This window comes from Allobosea sp. P1_B10 (assembly GCF_056406735.1).
Map to the genome: position 1 here is coordinate 662,845 of NZ_JBFTZP010000001.1, position 17,970 is coordinate 680,814.

A 17,970-nucleotide genomic window follows, 5' to 3' on the forward strand; every position below is an offset into this window, starting at 1 on the left:
CTCAGTAGCGCGTGATGCGTGTCACATCGGCAATCGCACTGAGACCGGACAGCGACTGCGAGGAGCGCGTCGCCTTGTACAAGGCCGAGAACATCTTGTGGGCGTCCTGGTAGCGGCCAAGGTTGAAGTAGGTCCACCCTCGCATCAACATCAGGTCGGATGTCTCGGGGACCAGGCGTGCGCGTTCCGAAAGCGTCACGAGGGCCCCATTGTATTCCCTCTTGTCGTATTGCGCGAAGAAGCGCTCTGACAGGAGCAGCGCCTCGAACTCGGTGCGCTGCGCGCGCGGCATGTTTGTGTTCGCAGCGGCCGCGATCGCCTCAGTCGTCAGCCCCTGCTGGAGTTTTGCATAGGTCTTGCCCGCGGCAGCGTCGGTTGCGACCTTGCCGGTGCCGGTGCGCATAGCGGCGTCAAAGGCATCGGCGGCTGCGGCGGGGCGCTTGAGCCCGAGCAGGCACCAGCCGCGCTGCAGCGCGGCAGCGCCCGATCTGGCATCGCCGCAGCGATCAGCCGTGCGGGCGGGCGCCTGGCGGCGCTGAACCGGCTCTGCGGCGAGGTCGTCGGGCACCTCCTGCCGCAACACAGGTGCACGGACCGTACGCATAGGCGCAGGCTCGACGGCGTCGCGCATTGGTGCAGCCGGCATCGCCCTCGCAGCCACGTCTCGCATGGGCAACTGCGGTCCACGCATCGCGCGAGCCCGGCGGGGATCCAGTATGGCCGCGATCCGGTCGGAACGGGTGCCCCATTCGGCGACCAGCGTCCGCAGACCGGCGGTGTCGTGCAGTCGCTGGCGCGCCAGGGCGAGCCCATAGGCAGCGGCCTCGTAGCCGCCATCCCAGGACAGCGCTGTCGCAAACCAGCTCGCCGCGGGCGACGTCTGGCCGGAGTTATAGGCGTACCAGCCGAGGCCGGCCGCGCCGGGAGCGTAGCGGTCCGTCCCGATCGTCTTGGCAATACGCTCCACGACGGCACGCTCGAGCTTCGGGGCTGGCTCCTGCGTGATCAACGTCGTTGCGACATCCAGATAAGCCTTGCGATTGGCGGCGCCCGCCTCGAGCCATTGCCCACCAAGGGTCTCGGCCTCCTGGTATTTCCGGTTGGCACCCAGCGCCAGCACCGCGCCCTCGGCGGCCTTGGCGCCGCCATTGCGTGACAGCGCCGTCTGGAATGAGGCCTCGGCCTTGACCGGGTCGTTGTGGCGCAGGGCGTAGAAGCCGAGCAGGATCGCGTCGTCGGGCGTCGTCGCCGCGCTCGAAAGCGCCTCGATCCGCTTGAGGTCTTCGGGTGAGGCTGTGAGCTTGGCATCCTCAGCCGCACGGCCGATGCGGCGCCGCGCAATCTCGTCGCGGATGCTCGAGAACTCGGTCTCGCGCTCCTGCCCCAAAAGCCCTTCCGTCAGCGGGTCCGGCAACGTCGCCAGCGCCTTCTGCATGGTTCCGACGCGCTCGACCGGCGTGTTGCAGTTGCCCAGCACATAGGCATAGGCATCACGCGCCCGGTCGAGCTTTCCGGTCTGAACGAAAGCTTCCGCAACGCGCCAGAGCGCATCGACATTCCCGCAGGTCAGGAAGCCCGGCGTCTCGGTGCCGATCCTGATCACCTGCTCCCATTGCCGCGCGTTCGAGGCATTGACCAGGCGTTGCGCCGCTTCGAAATTGTCGAGCTGCGCCACCAGATCCTCCGGTGCGCGCCAGGTCGGGTCCGCCGTGCTGCGCTGGGCGATGGCGGAACGAACCTCGCCGATCTTGCCCTCCGCGAAGAGCTTCCACATTCGCTCGAGCTCGGGATCCCCGGTGCGACCGGGCGACATCAGGTCGGCAGGTGGCCGCCACTCGGGATAGAGTGCCCGCAGCCGGGCCAGTTCGGCCTCGAGCCGGCGCGTGTCGCCTTGCGCCGCAAAATAGCGCAGCGCGCTCTCATCGACGGACGGCGGGCGCGGACCGGCGGGAGCAGGCGCTGCTGGCGGCGGAGCCTGGGCGACCTCGGTCCGGGGCCGCGGGCCCTCGGTTGGCGAGACGCCTGCCGCCATCGCTTCCTGAACCGTGCCAGGCGCGGCAAGCGACGGTTCGGCATCCTGGCCTTGTCGCCCCACAGCGTAGAACAGGGCGCTAGCGGCGGCGACGGCGAGAACTGTGTATTTCACATGCATTGCGGATACCTCTCGTGAAGCATCGAGAGGGAGAGAAGGTGCAGGGTCGAAGGATAATAGGCGGTCGGCTGGAAGCTCTTCAGCTCGGCCGGGATTGCGGTTCCATCCAGGGCACACGCCATGGCGGCGGCAAGAATGCGATAGCCGGCATCCGGCAGCGGCTCGACCTGCTTGCCGGTCGTGACGTCGACAACGGCCGTGCCGCCGGCCCAGGCCTGCCGGAAGGGCTCGAGGCGCGCCCGGTCAACGAGCCCTGCCCGCAGCAGGTAGAGCGGGATGCGCAAGGCATTGTAGCCGAAATGGCTCGGAAAGCCGTCGGCCGGCTTGGGCGCCGCCTTGACCGACAGCCACTCCGGCGCGGGCATCTTCGCCTTGGCGAGCGTATCGAGCAACCGCAGGCCGCTGGTCTGGACCTGCATCCAGGACTGGTCCCCGGTCAATTGCGTCATGGTCGGCAGCGCCTCGAAGACCCAATAGGAGGGGTTGACCACCGGCCCGTCGGGACGATCCTTCTCGCCGAACCCCTTGGCGCCCGGCATCAGCCAGGTATCGGCTCCGCGCTTCAGCAACGCGACCTTCGTCAGCGAGCGCGCGATCTGCCGCGCCGCAGTCGTATAGGCCGGCATTGTCCAGCGCTTGCCTGCGCAAGCGAGGGCCTCGGCTATCAGCAGATCGCCATCGCTGGCATTGTTGATGTCGGTGACATGCGGGTTCGCCTTCGGGTCCCAGCGCCAGGCTGCGAGCCCGTCGTCGCGGATCAGGAGTTCGGTCCGGGTGAAGGCGAAGATGCTCGCGAAGCTGCTGCGGTCGTCGGCGAGGCAGGCCAGCAGCAACCCGTAGCCCTGGCTCTCGCTATGGCTGATCGCGCCATTGACGTCGTCGATCACCCTGCCCTCGGGCATGACGAACTTCTGTCGATAGAGCTCCCAGGCACCATCGGGAAGCGCGGCCTGGGCTGCCGATGCCAGCATCATCATGGTCGCCGCCAAAGTGGCCAGGAGCTTGTTCATAGGCGCCGCCCCAGACGTCTCAGCATTAGCGAGGTGCCGATGCCAAGCCCGATGCAGGCCGTCAGCAGCGCAAGCGCATAGGCGCCGATATTGCTCGACATCCAGTTGGCAAGGACGAGGCGCATGTTAGCGATGCTGAATGGCCGCGTCATGACGAAGGATGTGCTGTCAGCCGAGAGCACATGCGTCTCCTGCGCGCCGCGGAACGCCGTGATCTTTCCGGCCATGCTCGCCCAGTTTCCCGGGCTCACGATCCGCGCGATGCTGCTCTCCAGCAGTTCCTCGCGCCGGGCGATGAACGCGGTCCAGACCTGGTTGGTGGTCGGATCGACCGCCTGTGCTGCGATCAGGTCAGTGCCCTCGGCGGGTTCGTAGAGGGCGGTCGTCCGCGTCGGCGCGCGCAATTGCGCAAAGGACAGGTCGAAGGTCCGCTGCATCCAGCCGTCGAAGGCGACGAAGTAACGGGCCAGCGGACCGCCCAGCGTGTTGTGCCAGCGATCCCGGATATCGATCGGCGCGCGCGGCCCGCCACCGGAGGCCTCCGGCGTCGTCGGCCGACCCTGGAAACGGTTGAGCACGGCGTCGAATACGGCCGCTCCTTCAGCGTCCGGCGTGACCACGACCGCATCGGCGCGCATCGGCCAGGTGGCGCGGACGGTGTCAGCGATGCCGACGCGCGGCAGCAGGCCGCTCGGCAGTTGGCCGGCCGACGCCACGATCAAGGTCGGGCGATCACCGATGGTCGTCAGCGTCGCCATCGGGTCGACGGACATCGGACGGCTGGCGCGCTGGGCAAGGCGCGCGAGCAGCGTTGCCGCGGCGCTGTAATTGGCGGAATCGAGCCGACCCATGATCAGCGCCACATGCGACGCGAGCGAATAGGGCAAGCCGGTCCCGGCCGTTGCGGCGAGGTTGGGCCTGACGCCGATCTTGGCAAAGTCCGGGATCGAGAGCGAGGTCGTGTCGAACAGCGCGAAGCGGCTCTTGCCCGGCAACGTGGCGCCCGGGCCGCAGGTGCTGTCGGACCGGGTCATCGTGACTGTCTCCAGCCAGACCTCGTTGATACCCGGCCGGAAATGGCGCAGCGGGACGGTGATCGGGAATTGCTGGAACAGCCCGCCATTCGTGGTGTTGAGCGGCACGGTCGCTGCGACGTTGCCGTTCACGAAAATCTCGATGTGGCTTTCGCCCGGCAGCACGTCGGCGGAATAGGCGCCGTCGAGATAGAGCGTCGCCTCGCCATAGGCGTTGGCATAGAAGTCGCCCGGCATGGCGGTAACGGCGCGAACGCGCATGCGACGGCCAGTCGATTCCTGCGTCGGAATCCCGAGGTCGGAGAAGCGAAGCACCTGGTTGCCCGAGACGAACGGTGCATCCGGCATGTGCCAGCTCGCTGTGTCCATCATGGTACGGCTGATATTGGTCGGCCTCGAAACCGGATCCGTCAGGACCCTCGCGACGATCGCCTCGATCTCGGGCCAAGCCTGCCCGGTCACCAGTAGCGTTGCCGGTCCGAGTTTGGAACCATTGAGGAAGCCGAGGAAGTTGCGCGTCGCGGCCTCCTCGGGAACGCTTCCGAGCAGCTCGCGCAGCTCATTGGACGTTCCGATGACGACAGTGAGCGAGCCCGGGCGCATCCGTTCCGGCGGCCGCTCGGATACTTTCACGACTGCCTGCCCAAATCGCCCGCGCAGCGCCACGGCCTGCGCGACTGCCAGGATGGTGTGGCCGGCGATCGAACTGGAGGCGCTTGGTGCAACGATGTTGATGGTGGTCTGGCCGCCCTCGTCTCCCCCGATTGCAGGGAGATCGTCGATGGTCCGGAACCGGAACTGCCGCGCATCGGCGCCGCGGAAACGCAGGCGCGTGCCCGCGCCGTCGATCCGGGTCCAGAGCTCGTAGGTTGACCCCAGCGTGCAGTCGGTCCGGTGGCGATGGACGGCCTCGAAGCGGATCGTATTCTGGCCGGGTCGCAACAGTCCCTTGCGGATCACGACCGAGAGGCGGCCCAACCGGTCAGACGAGGCGATGGGCTGCTCGATAACGCGTTCGCCATTGATGCGCACGGTCAGGCGCGAGGCTTCAGGCATCACCACCAAAGCGTTCTGGTAGGCGACGTCGAGGCTGATATCGGCCGCGGCTTCGTCCTGCGTCAGGTAGAACGCCCAATTGCGGGTGTCGCTCTCGCCTTCGAGGTTGACGCGCGCGGCCGGAAGAAGCGGCTTGTTCGCGAACGCCGCTTGATCGTTCGCTGCGGATGCACCCTGCGGGGACTTGACCGCGGCCGCCGGATCCACCGGAGCAGGCTTGGCCGGCTGCGGGCCAGGTGGTGCGATCATGAAGGGCGCGGGACCGCCGGGCGCGGTCTGTGCGCGGCTGTCCTGGGCAAGCATCGCTCCGCAGAGAAGCGGAAGGGCGACCGAGGCCAGGGCCGGAAACAGGCGACGCTTCATTTCACTTCCCCTGCGCGCGTCGCGGAGGAGCGTCTCAGCCGGTAGAGCCCGAAGAAATAGGACAGTCCGCGGCTGGTCTGGAAGACCGCTATGCGCAGGAAGCGCACCGTTCCGAAAACCACACCCATGTTCTGGCGCCGCGCCTTCTGGAACTGGGTCCACCGCTCGGCGTCGGAGAAGGCGAGATCGGCGATCATCCGGCTGTGGATCGGCTCCGTGGGCTGATAGCGGCAGCCCAGCAGCAGGCCCTTCTCGTCAGGCGCCAGGCGCATCACCTGGATCGGCAGCTTGCCACGCGGCATGTTGATCGTGGTCTCGAACGAGATCAGCGCCTCGCTGCCGACGGGCAGCTTGTCGAAGGCCGACGAGAGCACGCGAAGCGCGATGCCATCGACCGAGGCGTTCTCGGTGACGATCGAGGCCGTCTGGCCGTTGACCGTGATCTCGCCGCGGCGCTTGACGTCGAAGCGCCTGGCGGCGCGACCTTCGGGTCGTTCGGAGACGACGCCCAGAGCGCAGCCCGCCATCAGCAGGTTGAGGATGTTCCAGAGGCCGACGACCATGGTCGTATCGGCATTGTAGGGTTCGGCGATGGTGCGCCAGTAGGTGGCGACCACGCCGAGCGCGAGAACGGCGAAGATGATGAAGAACGGCTTGCCCAGCTGGGAGATCTGTCGCCTCTCCAGGGTCTCGTTCTTGGCCGTGACCTTGAACGTGGGCTTGCTCGGGTTGAGCAGGACCGAGATCACAGCCGGCAGCAGGTAGACGGCCTGGATGAATTCGTAGAGCTCCGAGATCCATGGCCAGCGATAGCGGCCATAGAGGTAGTTCTGCATCATCAGGTTCACGACCATGTAGCTGAGAATATAGGCGAAGAATTCAGCTCCTGACGCCGTGAAGATCTGCAGCCCGAAAAACAGATAGAACAGCGGCGAGACCAGGAAGATCAAGCGCGCGAAGGGGAAGAACCAGAACAGGGCCGACGAGGTGTAGCAAAGCCGCTGTGGCAGAGACAGTCCACTCTTGAACAGTGGCCGATGGAAGATCAGGATCTGCATCATGCCCTGCGCCCAGCGCGAGCGCTGCCCGATGAAGCTCGAGAAGGTCGCGGGCTGCAGCCCGGCGATCAGCGGCTTGTCGACATAGACGCTGTGCCAGCCGGTGGCGTGCAGGGTGATCGCAGTCTCGGCGTCCTCGGTGATGCTGCGGCCCGAGAAGCCGTTGGTGGTCTCGAGCGCGGCCCGGCGCAGCACGGCGGCCGAGCCACAGAAAAACGACGCATCCCATTTGTCGAGGCCGCGCTGGATGACGCCGTAGAACATCTCGTTCTCGGACGGCATGTCCTTGAAGGTCTTGAGATTCCGCTCCAGCGGATCTGGATTGATGAAGAAGTGCGGCGTCTGCACCAGGAACAGCTTCGGATCCTGCCCGAAATAGCCGATCGTCTCGGCCAGGAACGAGCGGGCCGGCGCGTGATCGGCGTCGAACACGACGATGAGTTCGCCCTGCGAGTGCGCGATGCCGTTATTGAGGTTGCCGGCCTTGGCACTGAGGTTGCGCTCGCGCGTCAGATAGGTGACGCCGAGCCCCTCGCAGAGCGCCTTCAGCGTTGCCTGGCGCTCTCGGGCGGCGTTGGCGGCGACGAAATTATCGGCGTTGCATTTCTCGTCCGTGCCGCCATCGTCGAGCAGATAGACCTTCACGCGCCCGGCTGGGTAGTCCATCGCGAGCGCAGCCGAGAGCGTCGTCGCCAGCAGCTCGGGCTCCTCGTTATAGGTCGGGACGAAGACATCGATGGTGGGTGCGTTCTCGAGATCGATCGGCGGCGCGGCGCGGCGCTGCAAAGGCATCGCGACAACGAATAGGCTCAGGAAGAGCATGCCGATATTGTAGATTTCGGCGAGATAGAGGGCCATCGCGGGGATGAAGTCCTCGATCTGGTTGACGGGCGGCAAGGTGCTCGTCGTGCGCCAGTAGATGTAGCGCAGCACGATCGCCGTCCCGAGCCCGAGCGCGATCAGGCGCCAGACGCCGTAGGGTCTCAGGAACTTCAGCAGGATCATCGAGGCGACGACGATCGCTCCGGCGATCAGGTGCGCCTGCAGGCTGATTGGCAGCGTGATCAGCACCACGACGACAGCCGCGATCACGGCCCAGACGATGACTGAGATTGTTGTTCGCATCGGGCTTTGAGCCATCACGGTTCTGGTCAACGTGCGGGAGCTGGCGGGACGATCGGGTATCCTTCCAATGGCCGATCAGGGATGGGTTCGAGAGCTTCGGGACTGACCGGCAGCGTCCGCCGCGGGCGTGGGCGCGCAGGCGCTGCCTCGCGTTCTATTGCGTCGGGGCCGGAGGTCAGCGGCGCCGGATAGATCGACACCCCCGTCTGGCCCACATCGGGCGACGGCGGCGGGGTGTCGCCGATCGGACCCCAGCCCGACCGGTTCAGCGAAGCGTTGACCGAATAGCCGTACGCAAGCCGCAGCAGCGTCGTCTCGGCGGCGCCGGGCGAGCACACGCGGATTCTCACAGAGATCAGGCCGGTCTTGGGACGGATCAAGCTGTCCTGGCCGGCGATGCGCTGCCAGACGAAGATGCAGCCATCGCCCGCGGGGCTGCGTCCGAAGGCATAGGAAAACGGCCCGTAGCGGTTCTGCACATAGGCGGCGGTCGGAACCATGGTCACGCCTGGAAGGCGCTCCTCCATCTCGAGCGCGATCGCGTGATCCTCGATGCTCGGGCTCGCCAGGAGGTTGCCTTCGAAGCTCGGCCCCATCTCCGGAACATCGGCCGAGGTCAGGAAGGCGACATAGATCGCGTTCTCGCCTGCTATCCGCCCGCGCGTCGAGAGGGCGATGGTCTGGGTCACGGCGTTCTCGTAGCTACGCTGCGTGACGCTGACGACAGGAGGGGCGCCGGGGGACAGCGAGATCATCGCCCGGCCCGGGTCGACCGCGATGGAGCGGGTCGCAAAGGAGAGATCGTTGTCCGCCAGCCTCTGCTCGCCACAGCCGCCCGCCAGGCCCGCAAGCACCGCGGCCGCGATAAGCGCCGTCGTGCGGCGGATCGCCTGCGAGCGTGGGCAGAGCTGGGTGGGAAGGAAACCGGATTGGCTCATCTGCACGCAGACCGACATGTCAGAGCCATCATGGCGTTTTGACCACATTTTTAACAAAAATCGACGCGCTCTAGCCACTGTTCTACGACTGGACTTAGCCCCCCGGCCCGAATCACTGCGGCTATTACAAACTATTATTGAGCTTAGACCAACCCTCCGTGATGCCCGGTGGCAAGGGCGCAACACCCCGAGCGCGCGCTCGATGAGTCCGACAGCCGCGCCCGAGCGGGCGCCAGGGAACAATCGATTGTGGAAAAGGCATTCTGCGAAATCGAAACCGATCATAGCAATGCGGCGGAGACCCTCCAGGGAAGGCCTCCGCCGCACAATTGGAAACGCCGGTACAAGCAGGGATCGGCGGAGCCCACCGGCGGCTTGACGCCGTCGGCGGGTCAGCCCTTCGGCTCAGCCAGCCATCATCTTGGGCAGGCCGGTGACGATCTGCGGGAAGATCGTGATCAGCACGAGCAGCAGCATCAGCACGAAGAAGTACGGCATCGCCGCCTTCGTGACCTCGAGGATGTTCTTGCCGGTAATACTTTGCAGCACGAACAGGTTGAAGCCCACCGGTGGCGTGATCTGCGCGGCCTCGATCAGCACGACGACGAAGATGCCGAACCAGAGCAGGTCGATACCAGCAGCCTGGACCATCGGCAGCATCACCGACGAGGTCAGCACGATGATCGAGATGCCCTCGAGGAAGCACCCCAGGATCAGCATGAACACCGCCAGCACCGCCAGCAGCGCATAGGGCGAAAGCTGCATCGCATCGACCCAGCTCGCCAGCGAGCGCGGGATGTCGACGAACGCGACAGCGATCGTCAGGCAGGCGGCGCAGGCGATGATCAGCGAGATCATGCAGGAGGTCCGCATGGCCGCCATCAGGCTTTCCATGAAGCTTGCGCGGGTCAACCCGCCGCCGACCGCCGCCAGGATCAGCGCACCGACGACGCCGATGGTGGCGGCCTCGGTCGGGGTGGCGATGCCGCCATAGATCGAGCCGACGACCGAGCCGATCAGCAGCGCGACGGGGATCAGCCGGCGCGACAGGTAGACCTTCTCGAGGAAGGGGATCGGCGGATCGGCCGGAGGCATCTTGCCGGGGTTGAGCAGGCTCCAGACGGCCGTGTAGCCCATGAAGAGCAGCATCAGCAGCAGGCCCGGAACGACACCTGCGATGAAGAGCCGCGCGATCGAGACCTCTGCCGTCACGCCGTAGACGATCATGATGATCGAGGGCGGGATCAACAGGCCCAGCGTGCCGGAGCCGGCGAGCGTGCCGATCGTCATGTTGAGCGGGTAGCCACGCTTGTCGAGCTCGGGGACGCTGATGCGGCCGATCGTGGCGCAGGTCACGGCCGAGGAGCCAGCAACCGCCGCCATGATGCCGCAGCCAAGCACGTTGACGTGCAGGAGACGGCCCGGAAGACGCGAGACCCAGGGCGCCAGCCCGAGGAACATGTCCGAGGACAGTTTCGAGCGGAACAGAATTTCGCCCATCCAGATGAAGAGCGGCAGAGATGTCAGCGCCCAGCCCCAGCTGGAGTCCCACAAAGTCGAGGCGACCAGCGAGCCCATCGGCGCCGTGGTGAAGAGACCCATCACCACCATGCCGCAGGTGAGCAGGACCAGCGCGACCCAAACTCCGGTGGCGAGAAGGAAGAACAGCGTGCCGGCGAGGACCAGCGACGCAATGACTATCGGATCCATGAACTGTTCCTATGCCACTGGCTTGTCGAGGCCGATTTCATCGGGCGCCTCGTAACGCGGCTGACCACCGGTCAGCAGCCAGAGAAGTTCGTCGATCAGCGCGATCGCGAAAGCGATCACGCCGATGGCGACGCCTGCCTGCGGAATCCAGAACGGCATGGCCAAAAGGCCAGGGCTGACGTCGTTGAACTCGAAGGACTGCTTGGCCAGCAGGCTGACATGCCAGGCCAGGAACGACACGACGACGGTGCCCAGCAGGCAGTTGAAGATCTCGACCTTGTGCCGGGCAGATGCCGAAAGGCGATCGATGATCAGGTTGATGCGGACATGCGACCCACGCCGGAAGGTGTGGGCGAGACCAAAGAAGGTCGATGCGGCGAGGCAAAGCCCCGCCGCCTCGGTGGCGTCCACCGTCACACCCCGCATCCGCGAGACGATCTGGATGACGATCGCCACCGCAATACCGACCATGAAGACCGCGGCGAGATAGCCGCAGGCTTCGTAGAATTTATCGAGAAGCCCCCGGAGCACCGGCTACCTCGCTTTCAATGTTGATTGATGGTTGATCTGGAGGACCCTGTTACTTCAGGCTCTTCGTGTAGTTTTCGTAGACGGCCTTTTCCTCGGGCGTCGCGGCGGCGAGCCATTCGTCGACCATGCCCTTGCCTGCGACCTCGATGGCGTCGAGGATGTCCTTGGGCGACTGGGCAACCGTCATGCCGTGGCTCTTGAGCAGCGCCTCGCGCTCTTCGCCGGCCTTCTGCGACAGCTCGAAGCCGCGCTTGGTGGCAGCTTCGCCGGCTTCGGTCACGACCTTCTGCGTCGCGGGATCAAGCGCACGGAAGGCGCGCTCATTGACCAGGATCGCGTTCTTGTTGTGCATCGTGCCGGTATAGGTGAAGTGTTTGACGTAGTCCCAGATCTGGACGTCGGTGCCAGTCTGCGCACTGGTCCAGAGCGCCTGAATCATGCCGGTCGAAAAGGCCTGCGGAACCTCGGCGAAGGGCAGGATCAGCGCCTCCATACCGAGCTTCTCGCCCATGATCTGCGTCTGCTTCGAGTAGATCCGCAGCTTCTGGCCCTTCAGCTCGGCCAGCCCCTTGAGCGGCTGCTTGGTGTAAAAGCCCTGACCCGGCCATGCGATATAGGTAATCGCGCGCATGCCGTTCTTCTTGAACAGCGCATCGAAGAAGGGCTTCTGCGCCTCGGTCAACTTGGTCGCCTGTTCGTAGGTCGTGGCGACGCCGGGGATGTTGTCGAGGTTATACATCGCGCCTTCGTTACCGTAGACGCCCAGGCGGATTTCGCCGATCTGGATCTGGCCGGACTGAACCGCGCGCTTGACCGCATCGAGCTTGATCAGGCTGTCGTGGGAGCGCAGATCGATCTTGAGCTTGCCGCCGCTCTTCTCCTCGATCTCCTTGATCATGAGGCGAATGTTCTGCGTGAAGAAGCTGCTCTCCGGATAGCCGTTCGCCATCGTCCAGGACGTCTGGGCAAGCGTCGGCGCGGTCCAGGCGACAGTCAACGCCAAGGCAGCGGATGCGATCAAAGCTCTGCGGTTCATCGTTTCCCTCTTTCGTCTCTCGTCACGGTTTGTCCGCGCGGATCAACGAGACGCTCTCAAGTCCAGCTCCATAGCCGGCCTGCTATACTCCATCGCGTTACAGCGATAGCATCCAATTGAATTTTTCTGTTCTTGCGATAAAGGACCTTTATCGAGGGGCATTATTGCCCTCTTTTTGCGCTCGAAACAGCGCCGCACGGAGGCGTGATGCCAAATTGGACCCTGAAACAGGTCGAGAGTTTTGTGTGGGTCGCAAAACTAGGCAGCTTTCGCGCCACGGCCGAGCGACTCAACACGACGCAGCCGAATATATCGGTGCGCATCTCACAGCTGGAAGCCGTGCTGGGGACAAGGCTGTTCTACCGCGATTCCGGCTCGGTTGCCCTGACGCCGATCGGGCATTCGCTGATGGGTCATGCGGAGCGCGTCCTGCAGGCGTCGGAAGAGTTCTCCCAGCAATCGATCCGCTCGGATCAGCAGGTCGGCATTCTGCGGCTGGGCGTGGCCGAGCTCATCTCGCAGACCTGGCTGCGCGACTACATGCTCGATCTCAAGCGCGTCTTTCCCAATGTCGACGTCGAGCTCAAGGTCGACCTGACGATCAACCTGCGTGACGAGCTCGTGTCACGCTCGCTCGATTTGTGCCTGCTCAATGGGCCGATCTCCAACTTCAACATCACGAATGTCGATCTCGGCTCCGTGCCCTATGTCTGGGTCGCCGCCACGATCCTGCCCATGAAAGGTGCAGGCGTCGCCGACCTCGCCGCCCACGCGATCCTGACCCATGCGCGCAATACGCGGCACTTCGTGGAGCTCTCGGCGCATTTTCGCGATGTCTGGGAGCGGCCGGTGCGCATCGTGCCCTCCAGCAACCTGGCCGCCTGCCTGCAGATGACGATCGATGGACTGGGAATCGCGCCCCTGCCGCGGACGCTGGTGGAGAAGGGGCTGGCGAACGGAACGCTCACGACCATTCCCTATGACTGGGTGCCTTCGCCCCTCGCCTTCACCGCCTCATTTGCGCACACACCAGCCAATTTCCTGCTCAGACGTTCGGCGGAATTGGCAAGCGAGCGAGCCGCTCAGCACCATTAATGCGCAAAACGACCCCTCGATAAATATTCTCTATCGACAGAGATAGATATTAATAATTCGACGACATAGGGCGCCATTCGTATCCTCGAAAATAGCAGACACAGGAGGCCATCCAGCCATGTCCATTCTCGGGGCGCGACTAGGCGTCGATATCGGGGGAACTTTTACAGATGTCGTCCTTGAACAGGGTGGGCAACGGTTCTCGACCAAGGTCCTAACGACCTATTCCGCGCCGGAAGACGCGATCATCGAGGGCATGCACCGCGTCTGCGAGAAGGCCGGCATTCCTGCCACCGCCATCGGGCAGATCATCCACGGCACGACCCTGGCCACCAACGCGCTGATCGAGCGGCGTGGTGCCAAGACCGCTCTGATCACCACCGAAGGCTTTCGCGACGTCATCGAGATGCGCACCGAGAGCCGGTTCGAGCAGTATGACCTGAACATGACGCTGCCGGAGCCGCTGCTGGCGCGCAACCGACGCTACACGCTGCGCGAGCGCATCGACGCACGCGGCAATGTGCTGATCCCGCTCGCGCGCGCCGACATCGAGGTGCTCGCCGATGAATTGCGCGACGCGGGCTACGAGAGCATCGCGGTGGGTCTGCTGCATTGCTACGTCAACGACGCCCATGAGCGTCTTGTCTACGAGGTTCTGAGCGAGCGCCTGCCGGGCGTGATGATCTCGCTGTCCTCGGAAGTCTCGCCGCAGATGCGCGAATACGAGCGCTTCAACACGACGATCGCCAACGCCTACATCAAGCCCTTGATGAAGAGCTATCTGGTGCGGCTGAAGGACCGGCTCGCCACTGAGGGCGCGGTCTGCCCGATCTTCCTGATGCATTCGGGCGGCGGCATCATCTCGCTGGAGAGCGCCTCGGAATTCCCGGTGCGCCTGGTCGAGTCCGGCCCTGCCGGCGGCGCGGTCTTCGCGGCCGACATCGCGGCCCGCCACGGCCTCAAGAAGGTGCTGTCCTTCGACATGGGCGGCACCACGGCCAAGATCTGCCTGATCAAGAACTACACCCCCAAGACCGCGCGCGTCTTCGAGGTGGCCCGGACCTACCGGTTCAAGAAGGGCTCGGGCATGCCGATCTCGATCCCGGTCATCGACATGGTCGAGATCGGCGCGGGCGGCGGCAGCCTGGCCCATGTTGACTCGATGAACCAGATCCGCGTCGGACCCGAGAGCGCGGGCTCCGAGCCCGGCCCGGCCTGCTACGGTCGTGGCGGCAAGCGCCCTGCCGTGACAGACGCCGACGTCATCCTCGGCAAGATCGATCCGGACAACTTCGCAGGCGGCACGATCCCGCTCTACGCCAAGGACTCGGCGGCCGCGCTTGATAGCGTGATCGGCGGCAGGCTCGGCATGGAGGCAACTGAGAGCGCCTGGGGCGTGGCCGAGGTCGTCGACGAGAACATGGCCAATGCGGCCCGTGTCCACGCCGTCGAGAACGGCGAGGATCTCTCCGACTACACGATGATCGCCTTCGGCGGTGCAGCGCCGCTCCATGCCGGCCGCCTCTGCGAAAAGCTAGGTATCTCGCGCTGCCTCGTGCCTCCGGGCGCCGGCGTCGGCTCCGCGATCGGCTTCCTGCGAGCGCCCTTCAGCTTCGAGGCCAACCGCACCCTGTTCATGCGGCTGGCGAAGTTCGACACGCAGCGCGTGACGCAGGTCTTCGCCGAGATGAAGGACGAGGCGACCCGCGTCGTGCGTTCATGCGGCTGGGATGGCGACATCCTGACCGAGCACAAGATCTACATGCGCTATGCCGGCCAGGGCTGGGAGATCCCCGTGATGCTCTCACCGGAGGAGGCAAACGCTGCCGATCCAGCGGTCATCCTCGAGCGGTTCGAGCGCGAATACGTCAACCTGTTCGGACGCACCGTGAAGGGCCTCGAGGCCGAGATCACCGTCTGGTCGGTCAATGCATTCACGCCGCCCAACCCCGTTGTCGCCGTCGAGGCGCTCGGCTCGACGCAGGCCGCGACGAAGCATGCCGATCGCAGCTTCTTCGACGCCGGCCTCGGCCGGATGATCGAGGCGTCGACCTATAACCGCAGCGACCTGTCGGCGGGCAGTGCGATCCGTGGCCCCGGGATCATCACCGAGGACGAGACCACCATCGTCCTGCCGTCGAGCCGCATCGCCGTGGCCCTCAACGATGGCTGCATCGATATCCGCCTGCAGGACGCCTCGTCCGAATCGGCCGCCACGAACCGGAAGGAGGTCGCCCATGTCTGAGACTTCAAAAGTCGCCAACCAGGTGATGTGGAACCGCCTGATCTCGGTCGTCGAGGAACAGGCGCAGGCGCTGATCCGCACCTCGTTCTCGACCTCGGTGCGTGAGGCCGGCGATCTCTCCGCCGGCGTCTACAACGCCGAGGGCCTGATGCTGGCCCAGGCCGTGACCGGCACGCCCGGCCACGTCAACGCCATGGCCGACGCGGTGGCCCACTTCATCCGCCGCATCGGCCGCGCCAACATCGCCGAAGGCGATGTCTACATCACCAACAACCCCTGGGAGGGCACGGGCCACCTGCACGACATCACCGTCGTGACGCCGTCCTTCCACCAGGGCCGCCATGTCGGCTTCTTCGCCTGCACCGCCCACATCGTCGACATCGGCGGGCGCGGCTTCGGCGCCGACGCCAACTCGGTCTATGAAGAAGGCCTGCACATCCCGATCATGAAGTTCGCGGACCGGGGCACGGTCAACGAGACTCTGGTCGCGATCGTCCGTGGCAATGTGCGCGAGCCCGATCAACTCGTCGGCGACATCTATGCGCTGGCGACCTGCAACGAGATCGGCCATCGCCGCCTGGTCGACATGATGGTCGAGTTCAAGCTCGCCGACCTCGCTGGTATCTCGGACTTCATCCTGACCAATTCGCGCATCGCGACGCTGGAGAAGATCGCAGCCCTGCCCCGCGCCCAGGCTGAAGGCCATATGCGCATCGACGGCTACAGCCGCCCGATCGACCTGTGCGTGAAGATCACGATCGAAGCCGACGGCGTGCTCTGCGACTGGACCGGCACCTCCGGCGTCGACAAGAACGGCATCAACGTGCCGCTCGTCTACACCAAGGCCTACACCTGCTACGCGCTGAAATGCGCGATCGCGCCGGAAATTCCCAACAATGCGGCTTCGCTCGAGCCTTTCCGCATCTCGGCTCCGGAGAATACCATCGTCAACGCCGTCTGGCCGGCCCCGGTCGCGCTGCGCCACATCATCGGCCACATGGTGCCCGACACCATCTATGACGCGCTCGACAAGATCCTGCCGGGCGTGGCTCCCGCCGAAGGCGCCGGCAGCCTGTGCAACTTCCAGGTCTCGCTGCGTCCCCGCAGCGACGCTCCGATCCCTGCCGACGCGGTCCGCGCCGAGGTCCTGACCTTCAACTCCGGCGGATCAGGCGCGCGCCCGACACTCGACGGCATGAATGCGACGGCCTTCCCCTCCGGCGTGATGACCATGCCGGTCGAGGCGACCGAGCAGGTCGGCCCCGTCATCGTCTGGCGCAAGGAACTGCGGCCTGATTCCGGCGGCACCGGTCGCCATCGCGGTGGCCTCGGCCAGCACATGGAAGTCGGCGCCTGGGAGGGCTACGAGTTCGACATGCAGGCGATGTTCGACCGCGTCCACCATCCCGCCCGCGGGCGGCGTGGCGGCGGCGCAGGCGCCCCGACGACGATCGCGCTCGACGATGGCACCGCCATGAAGGGCAAGGGCAAGCAGTTCGTGCCGCATGGCCGCAGGGTGGTCATGGCCTTCCCCGGCGGTGCCGGATACGGAGCGCCGGCCGAGCGTGAGGCCAGCCATATCGAACGCGACCTGGCTCTCGGCTACATCTCGACGGAAGCCGCCAGCGCCCAATACGGGCTGTCCGAGGCGAAAGTCGCGGAGGTCCTGGCAACCTCCCGGCGTGGCGACCTGCCCCGCTGACATCATTCCAGCGCGGCGGCCTTTCCGGGCCGCCGCGTTTTTCGTTGTGACTGCCCTGCCCTGCTTTGCCCTGCCGGAGCCACTCCGGTCGATAGCGTGAGAACACCATCATGAAGCTGCCCCAGAACAAGTTCCTGGCTGCCATCCGCAGCGGCACGCCGCAGATCGGCTACTGGCTCAGCCTGGCCAACACCTTCAGCACGGAAGCCGTCGCAGCGTCGGGCTTCGACTGGCTGCTGATCGACACCGAGCACTCCCCCAACGATCTCAACTCCGTCATGGCGCAGCTGCAGGTCCTGGCCGCCCACGACGTCACGCCGATCGTACGGCCCGACTGGAACGACACCGTCCTGGTCAAGCGCCTGCTCGACATGGGCGCGCCGGGCCTGCTGTTCCCGATGGTCCAGTCGCCCGATGAGGCCGCCAGCGCCGTCAGCGCCACGCGCTACCCGCCGCACGGCGTTCGCGGCGTCAGCGGCTGCACCCGCGCCAACGGCTTTGGCCGCATGAGCGACTACTTCAGCCGCATCGGCGAGGAAACCGCGGTGCTCGTCCAGGTCGAGACCCGCGCGGCGCTCGACCAGGTGCTCGAGATCGGCCAGGTGGACGGTGTCGATGGCGTCTTCTTCGGCCCCGCCGACATCGCAGCCGCCATCGGACTGCTCGGCAAGCCGACAGACCCTGCCGTCTGGGAGGTCATCCGCGAGGCCGCCAGGAAGCTGATGAAGGCCGGCATCCCGGTCGGCACGCTCGTTTTCGACCCCGCCTTCGCCAAAAGCCTGATCGCCGAAGGCTTTTCCTTCGTCGCCTGCGGCTCGGATCTGCTGACGCTTGCCCGCGGTGCCGACAATCTCGCGAAGACGATGCGCGCCTGAGGAAAGGCTCGCCTTTACATCAGCTATCAGAAATAGGCGC

12 protein-coding genes are annotated in these 17,970 nt (G+C 65.3%); 4 read left to right on the forward strand and 8 right to left on the reverse strand.

Annotation, left to right across the window (positions count from 1 at the left end):
- Position 1 precedes the first annotated feature (1 nt).
- From AC1D2L_RS03365 to AC1D2L_RS03400, 8 genes are all read right to left on the reverse strand, one after another.
- Complete coding sequence (locus tag AC1D2L_RS03365) at positions 2 to 2,152, reverse strand: hypothetical protein (RefSeq protein WP_476844388.1); 2,151 nt, start codon at positions 2,150 to 2,152, stop codon at positions 2 to 4.
- The gene (locus AC1D2L_RS03370) at positions 2,143 to 3,162 is read right to left on the reverse strand and encodes a family 8 glycosyl hydrolase (protein ID WP_476844389.1); all 1,020 of its coding nucleotides are present in this window, start codon (positions 3,160 to 3,162) and stop codon (positions 2,143 to 2,145) included. The genes AC1D2L_RS03365 and AC1D2L_RS03370 overlap by 10 nt, the downstream gene beginning before the upstream one ends.
- Positions 3,159 to 5,615: a cellulose biosynthesis cyclic di-GMP-binding regulatory protein BcsB gene (locus AC1D2L_RS03375; protein WP_476844390.1), complete on the reverse strand. Its 2,457-nt coding sequence runs from the start codon at positions 5,613 to 5,615 to the stop codon at positions 3,159 to 3,161. Before AC1D2L_RS03375 ends, AC1D2L_RS03370 begins: the two co-directional genes overlap by 4 nt.
- Positions 5,612 to 7,798, reverse strand: coding sequence for a UDP-forming cellulose synthase catalytic subunit (gene bcsA / locus AC1D2L_RS03380; protein WP_476844391.1), 2,187 nt, complete (start codon positions 7,796 to 7,798; stop codon positions 5,612 to 5,614). The genes AC1D2L_RS03375 and bcsA overlap by 4 nt, the downstream gene beginning before the upstream one ends.
- A gap of 26 nt (positions 7,799 to 7,824) precedes the next feature.
- Positions 7,825 to 8,754: a cellulose biosynthesis protein BcsN gene (gene bcsN, locus AC1D2L_RS03385; RefSeq protein WP_476844392.1), complete on the reverse strand. Its 930-nt coding sequence runs from the start codon at positions 8,752 to 8,754 to the stop codon at positions 7,825 to 7,827.
- Between the two features lie 387 nt (positions 8,755 to 9,141).
- The gene (locus AC1D2L_RS03390; RefSeq protein WP_476844393.1) at positions 9,142 to 10,446 is read right to left on the reverse strand and encodes a TRAP transporter large permease; all 1,305 of its coding nucleotides are present in this window, start codon (positions 10,444 to 10,446) and stop codon (positions 9,142 to 9,144) included.
- Positions 10,447 to 10,455: 9 nt separating this feature from the next.
- On the reverse strand, positions 10,456 to 10,977 hold the full coding sequence (locus tag AC1D2L_RS03395) for a TRAP transporter small permease (RefSeq protein WP_476844394.1): 522 nt from the start codon (positions 10,975 to 10,977) through the stop codon (positions 10,456 to 10,458).
- 49 nt (positions 10,978 to 11,026) lie between these two features.
- Positions 11,027 to 12,013, reverse strand: coding sequence for a TRAP transporter substrate-binding protein (locus AC1D2L_RS03400; protein WP_476844395.1), 987 nt, complete (start codon positions 12,011 to 12,013; stop codon positions 11,027 to 11,029).
- Positions 12,014 to 12,220: 207 nt separating this feature from the next.
- Here AC1D2L_RS03400 and AC1D2L_RS03405 point away from each other — a divergent pair, with 207 nt between their 5' ends.
- The 4 genes from AC1D2L_RS03405 (at position 12,221) to AC1D2L_RS03420 (ending at position 17,930) form a co-directional block, all read left to right on the forward strand.
- Positions 12,221 to 13,108 (forward strand): LysR family transcriptional regulator, encoded by an 888-nt coding sequence (locus tag AC1D2L_RS03405; protein WP_476844396.1) that lies wholly within the window; start codon positions 12,221 to 12,223, stop codon positions 13,106 to 13,108.
- 118 nt (positions 13,109 to 13,226) lie between these two features.
- Positions 13,227 to 15,353 carry a hydantoinase/oxoprolinase family protein gene (locus tag AC1D2L_RS03410; RefSeq protein ID WP_476844397.1) on the forward strand — a complete coding sequence of 709 codons (2,127 nt, stop codon included), beginning with the start codon at positions 13,227 to 13,229 and terminating at the stop codon, positions 15,351 to 15,353.
- The gene (locus AC1D2L_RS03415) at positions 15,346 to 17,055 is read left to right on the forward strand and encodes a hydantoinase B/oxoprolinase family protein (protein WP_476844398.1); all 1,710 of its coding nucleotides are present in this window, start codon (positions 15,346 to 15,348) and stop codon (positions 17,053 to 17,055) included. Before AC1D2L_RS03410 ends, AC1D2L_RS03415 begins: the two co-directional genes overlap by 8 nt.
- Positions 17,056 to 17,165: 110 nt before the next feature.
- The gene (locus AC1D2L_RS03420) at positions 17,166 to 17,930 is read left to right on the forward strand and encodes an HpcH/HpaI aldolase family protein (protein WP_476844399.1); all 765 of its coding nucleotides are present in this window, start codon (positions 17,166 to 17,168) and stop codon (positions 17,928 to 17,930) included.
- Positions 17,931 to 17,970: the final 40 nt, after the last annotated feature.

Bases quoted from the DNA above. Each gene is read 5' to 3' on its own strand.
- AC1D2L_RS03365 (WP_476844388.1), bottom strand. From the start codon at position 2,152: ATGCATGTGAAATACACAGTTCTCGCCGTCGCCGCCGCTAGCGCCCTG.
- AC1D2L_RS03370 (WP_476844389.1), bottom strand. From the start codon at position 3,162: ATGAACAAGCTCCTGGCCACTTTGGCGGCGACCATGATGATGCTGGCA.
- AC1D2L_RS03375 (WP_476844390.1), bottom strand. From the start codon at position 5,615: ATGAAGCGTCGCCTGTTTCCGGCCCTGGCCTCGGTCGCCCTTCCGCTT.
- bcsA (WP_476844391.1), bottom strand. From the start codon at position 7,798: ATGCGAACAACAATCTCAGTCATCGTCTGGGCCGTGATCGCGGCTGTC.
- bcsN (WP_476844392.1), bottom strand. From the start codon at position 8,754: ATGTCGGTCTGCGTGCAGATGAGCCAATCCGGTTTCCTTCCCACCCAG.
- AC1D2L_RS03390 (WP_476844393.1), bottom strand. From the start codon at position 10,446: ATGGATCCGATAGTCATTGCGTCGCTGGTCCTCGCCGGCACGCTGTTC.
- AC1D2L_RS03400 (WP_476844395.1), bottom strand. From the start codon at position 12,013: ATGAACCGCAGAGCTTTGATCGCATCCGCTGCCTTGGCGTTGACTGTC.
- AC1D2L_RS03405 (WP_476844396.1), top strand. From the start codon at position 12,221: ATGCCAAATTGGACCCTGAAACAGGTCGAGAGTTTTGTGTGGGTCGCA.
- AC1D2L_RS03410 (WP_476844397.1), top strand. From the start codon at position 13,227: ATGTCCATTCTCGGGGCGCGACTAGGCGTCGATATCGGGGGAACTTTT.
- AC1D2L_RS03415 (WP_476844398.1), top strand. From the start codon at position 15,346: ATGTCTGAGACTTCAAAAGTCGCCAACCAGGTGATGTGGAACCGCCTG.
- AC1D2L_RS03420 (WP_476844399.1), top strand. From the start codon at position 17,166: ATGAAGCTGCCCCAGAACAAGTTCCTGGCTGCCATCCGCAGCGGCACG.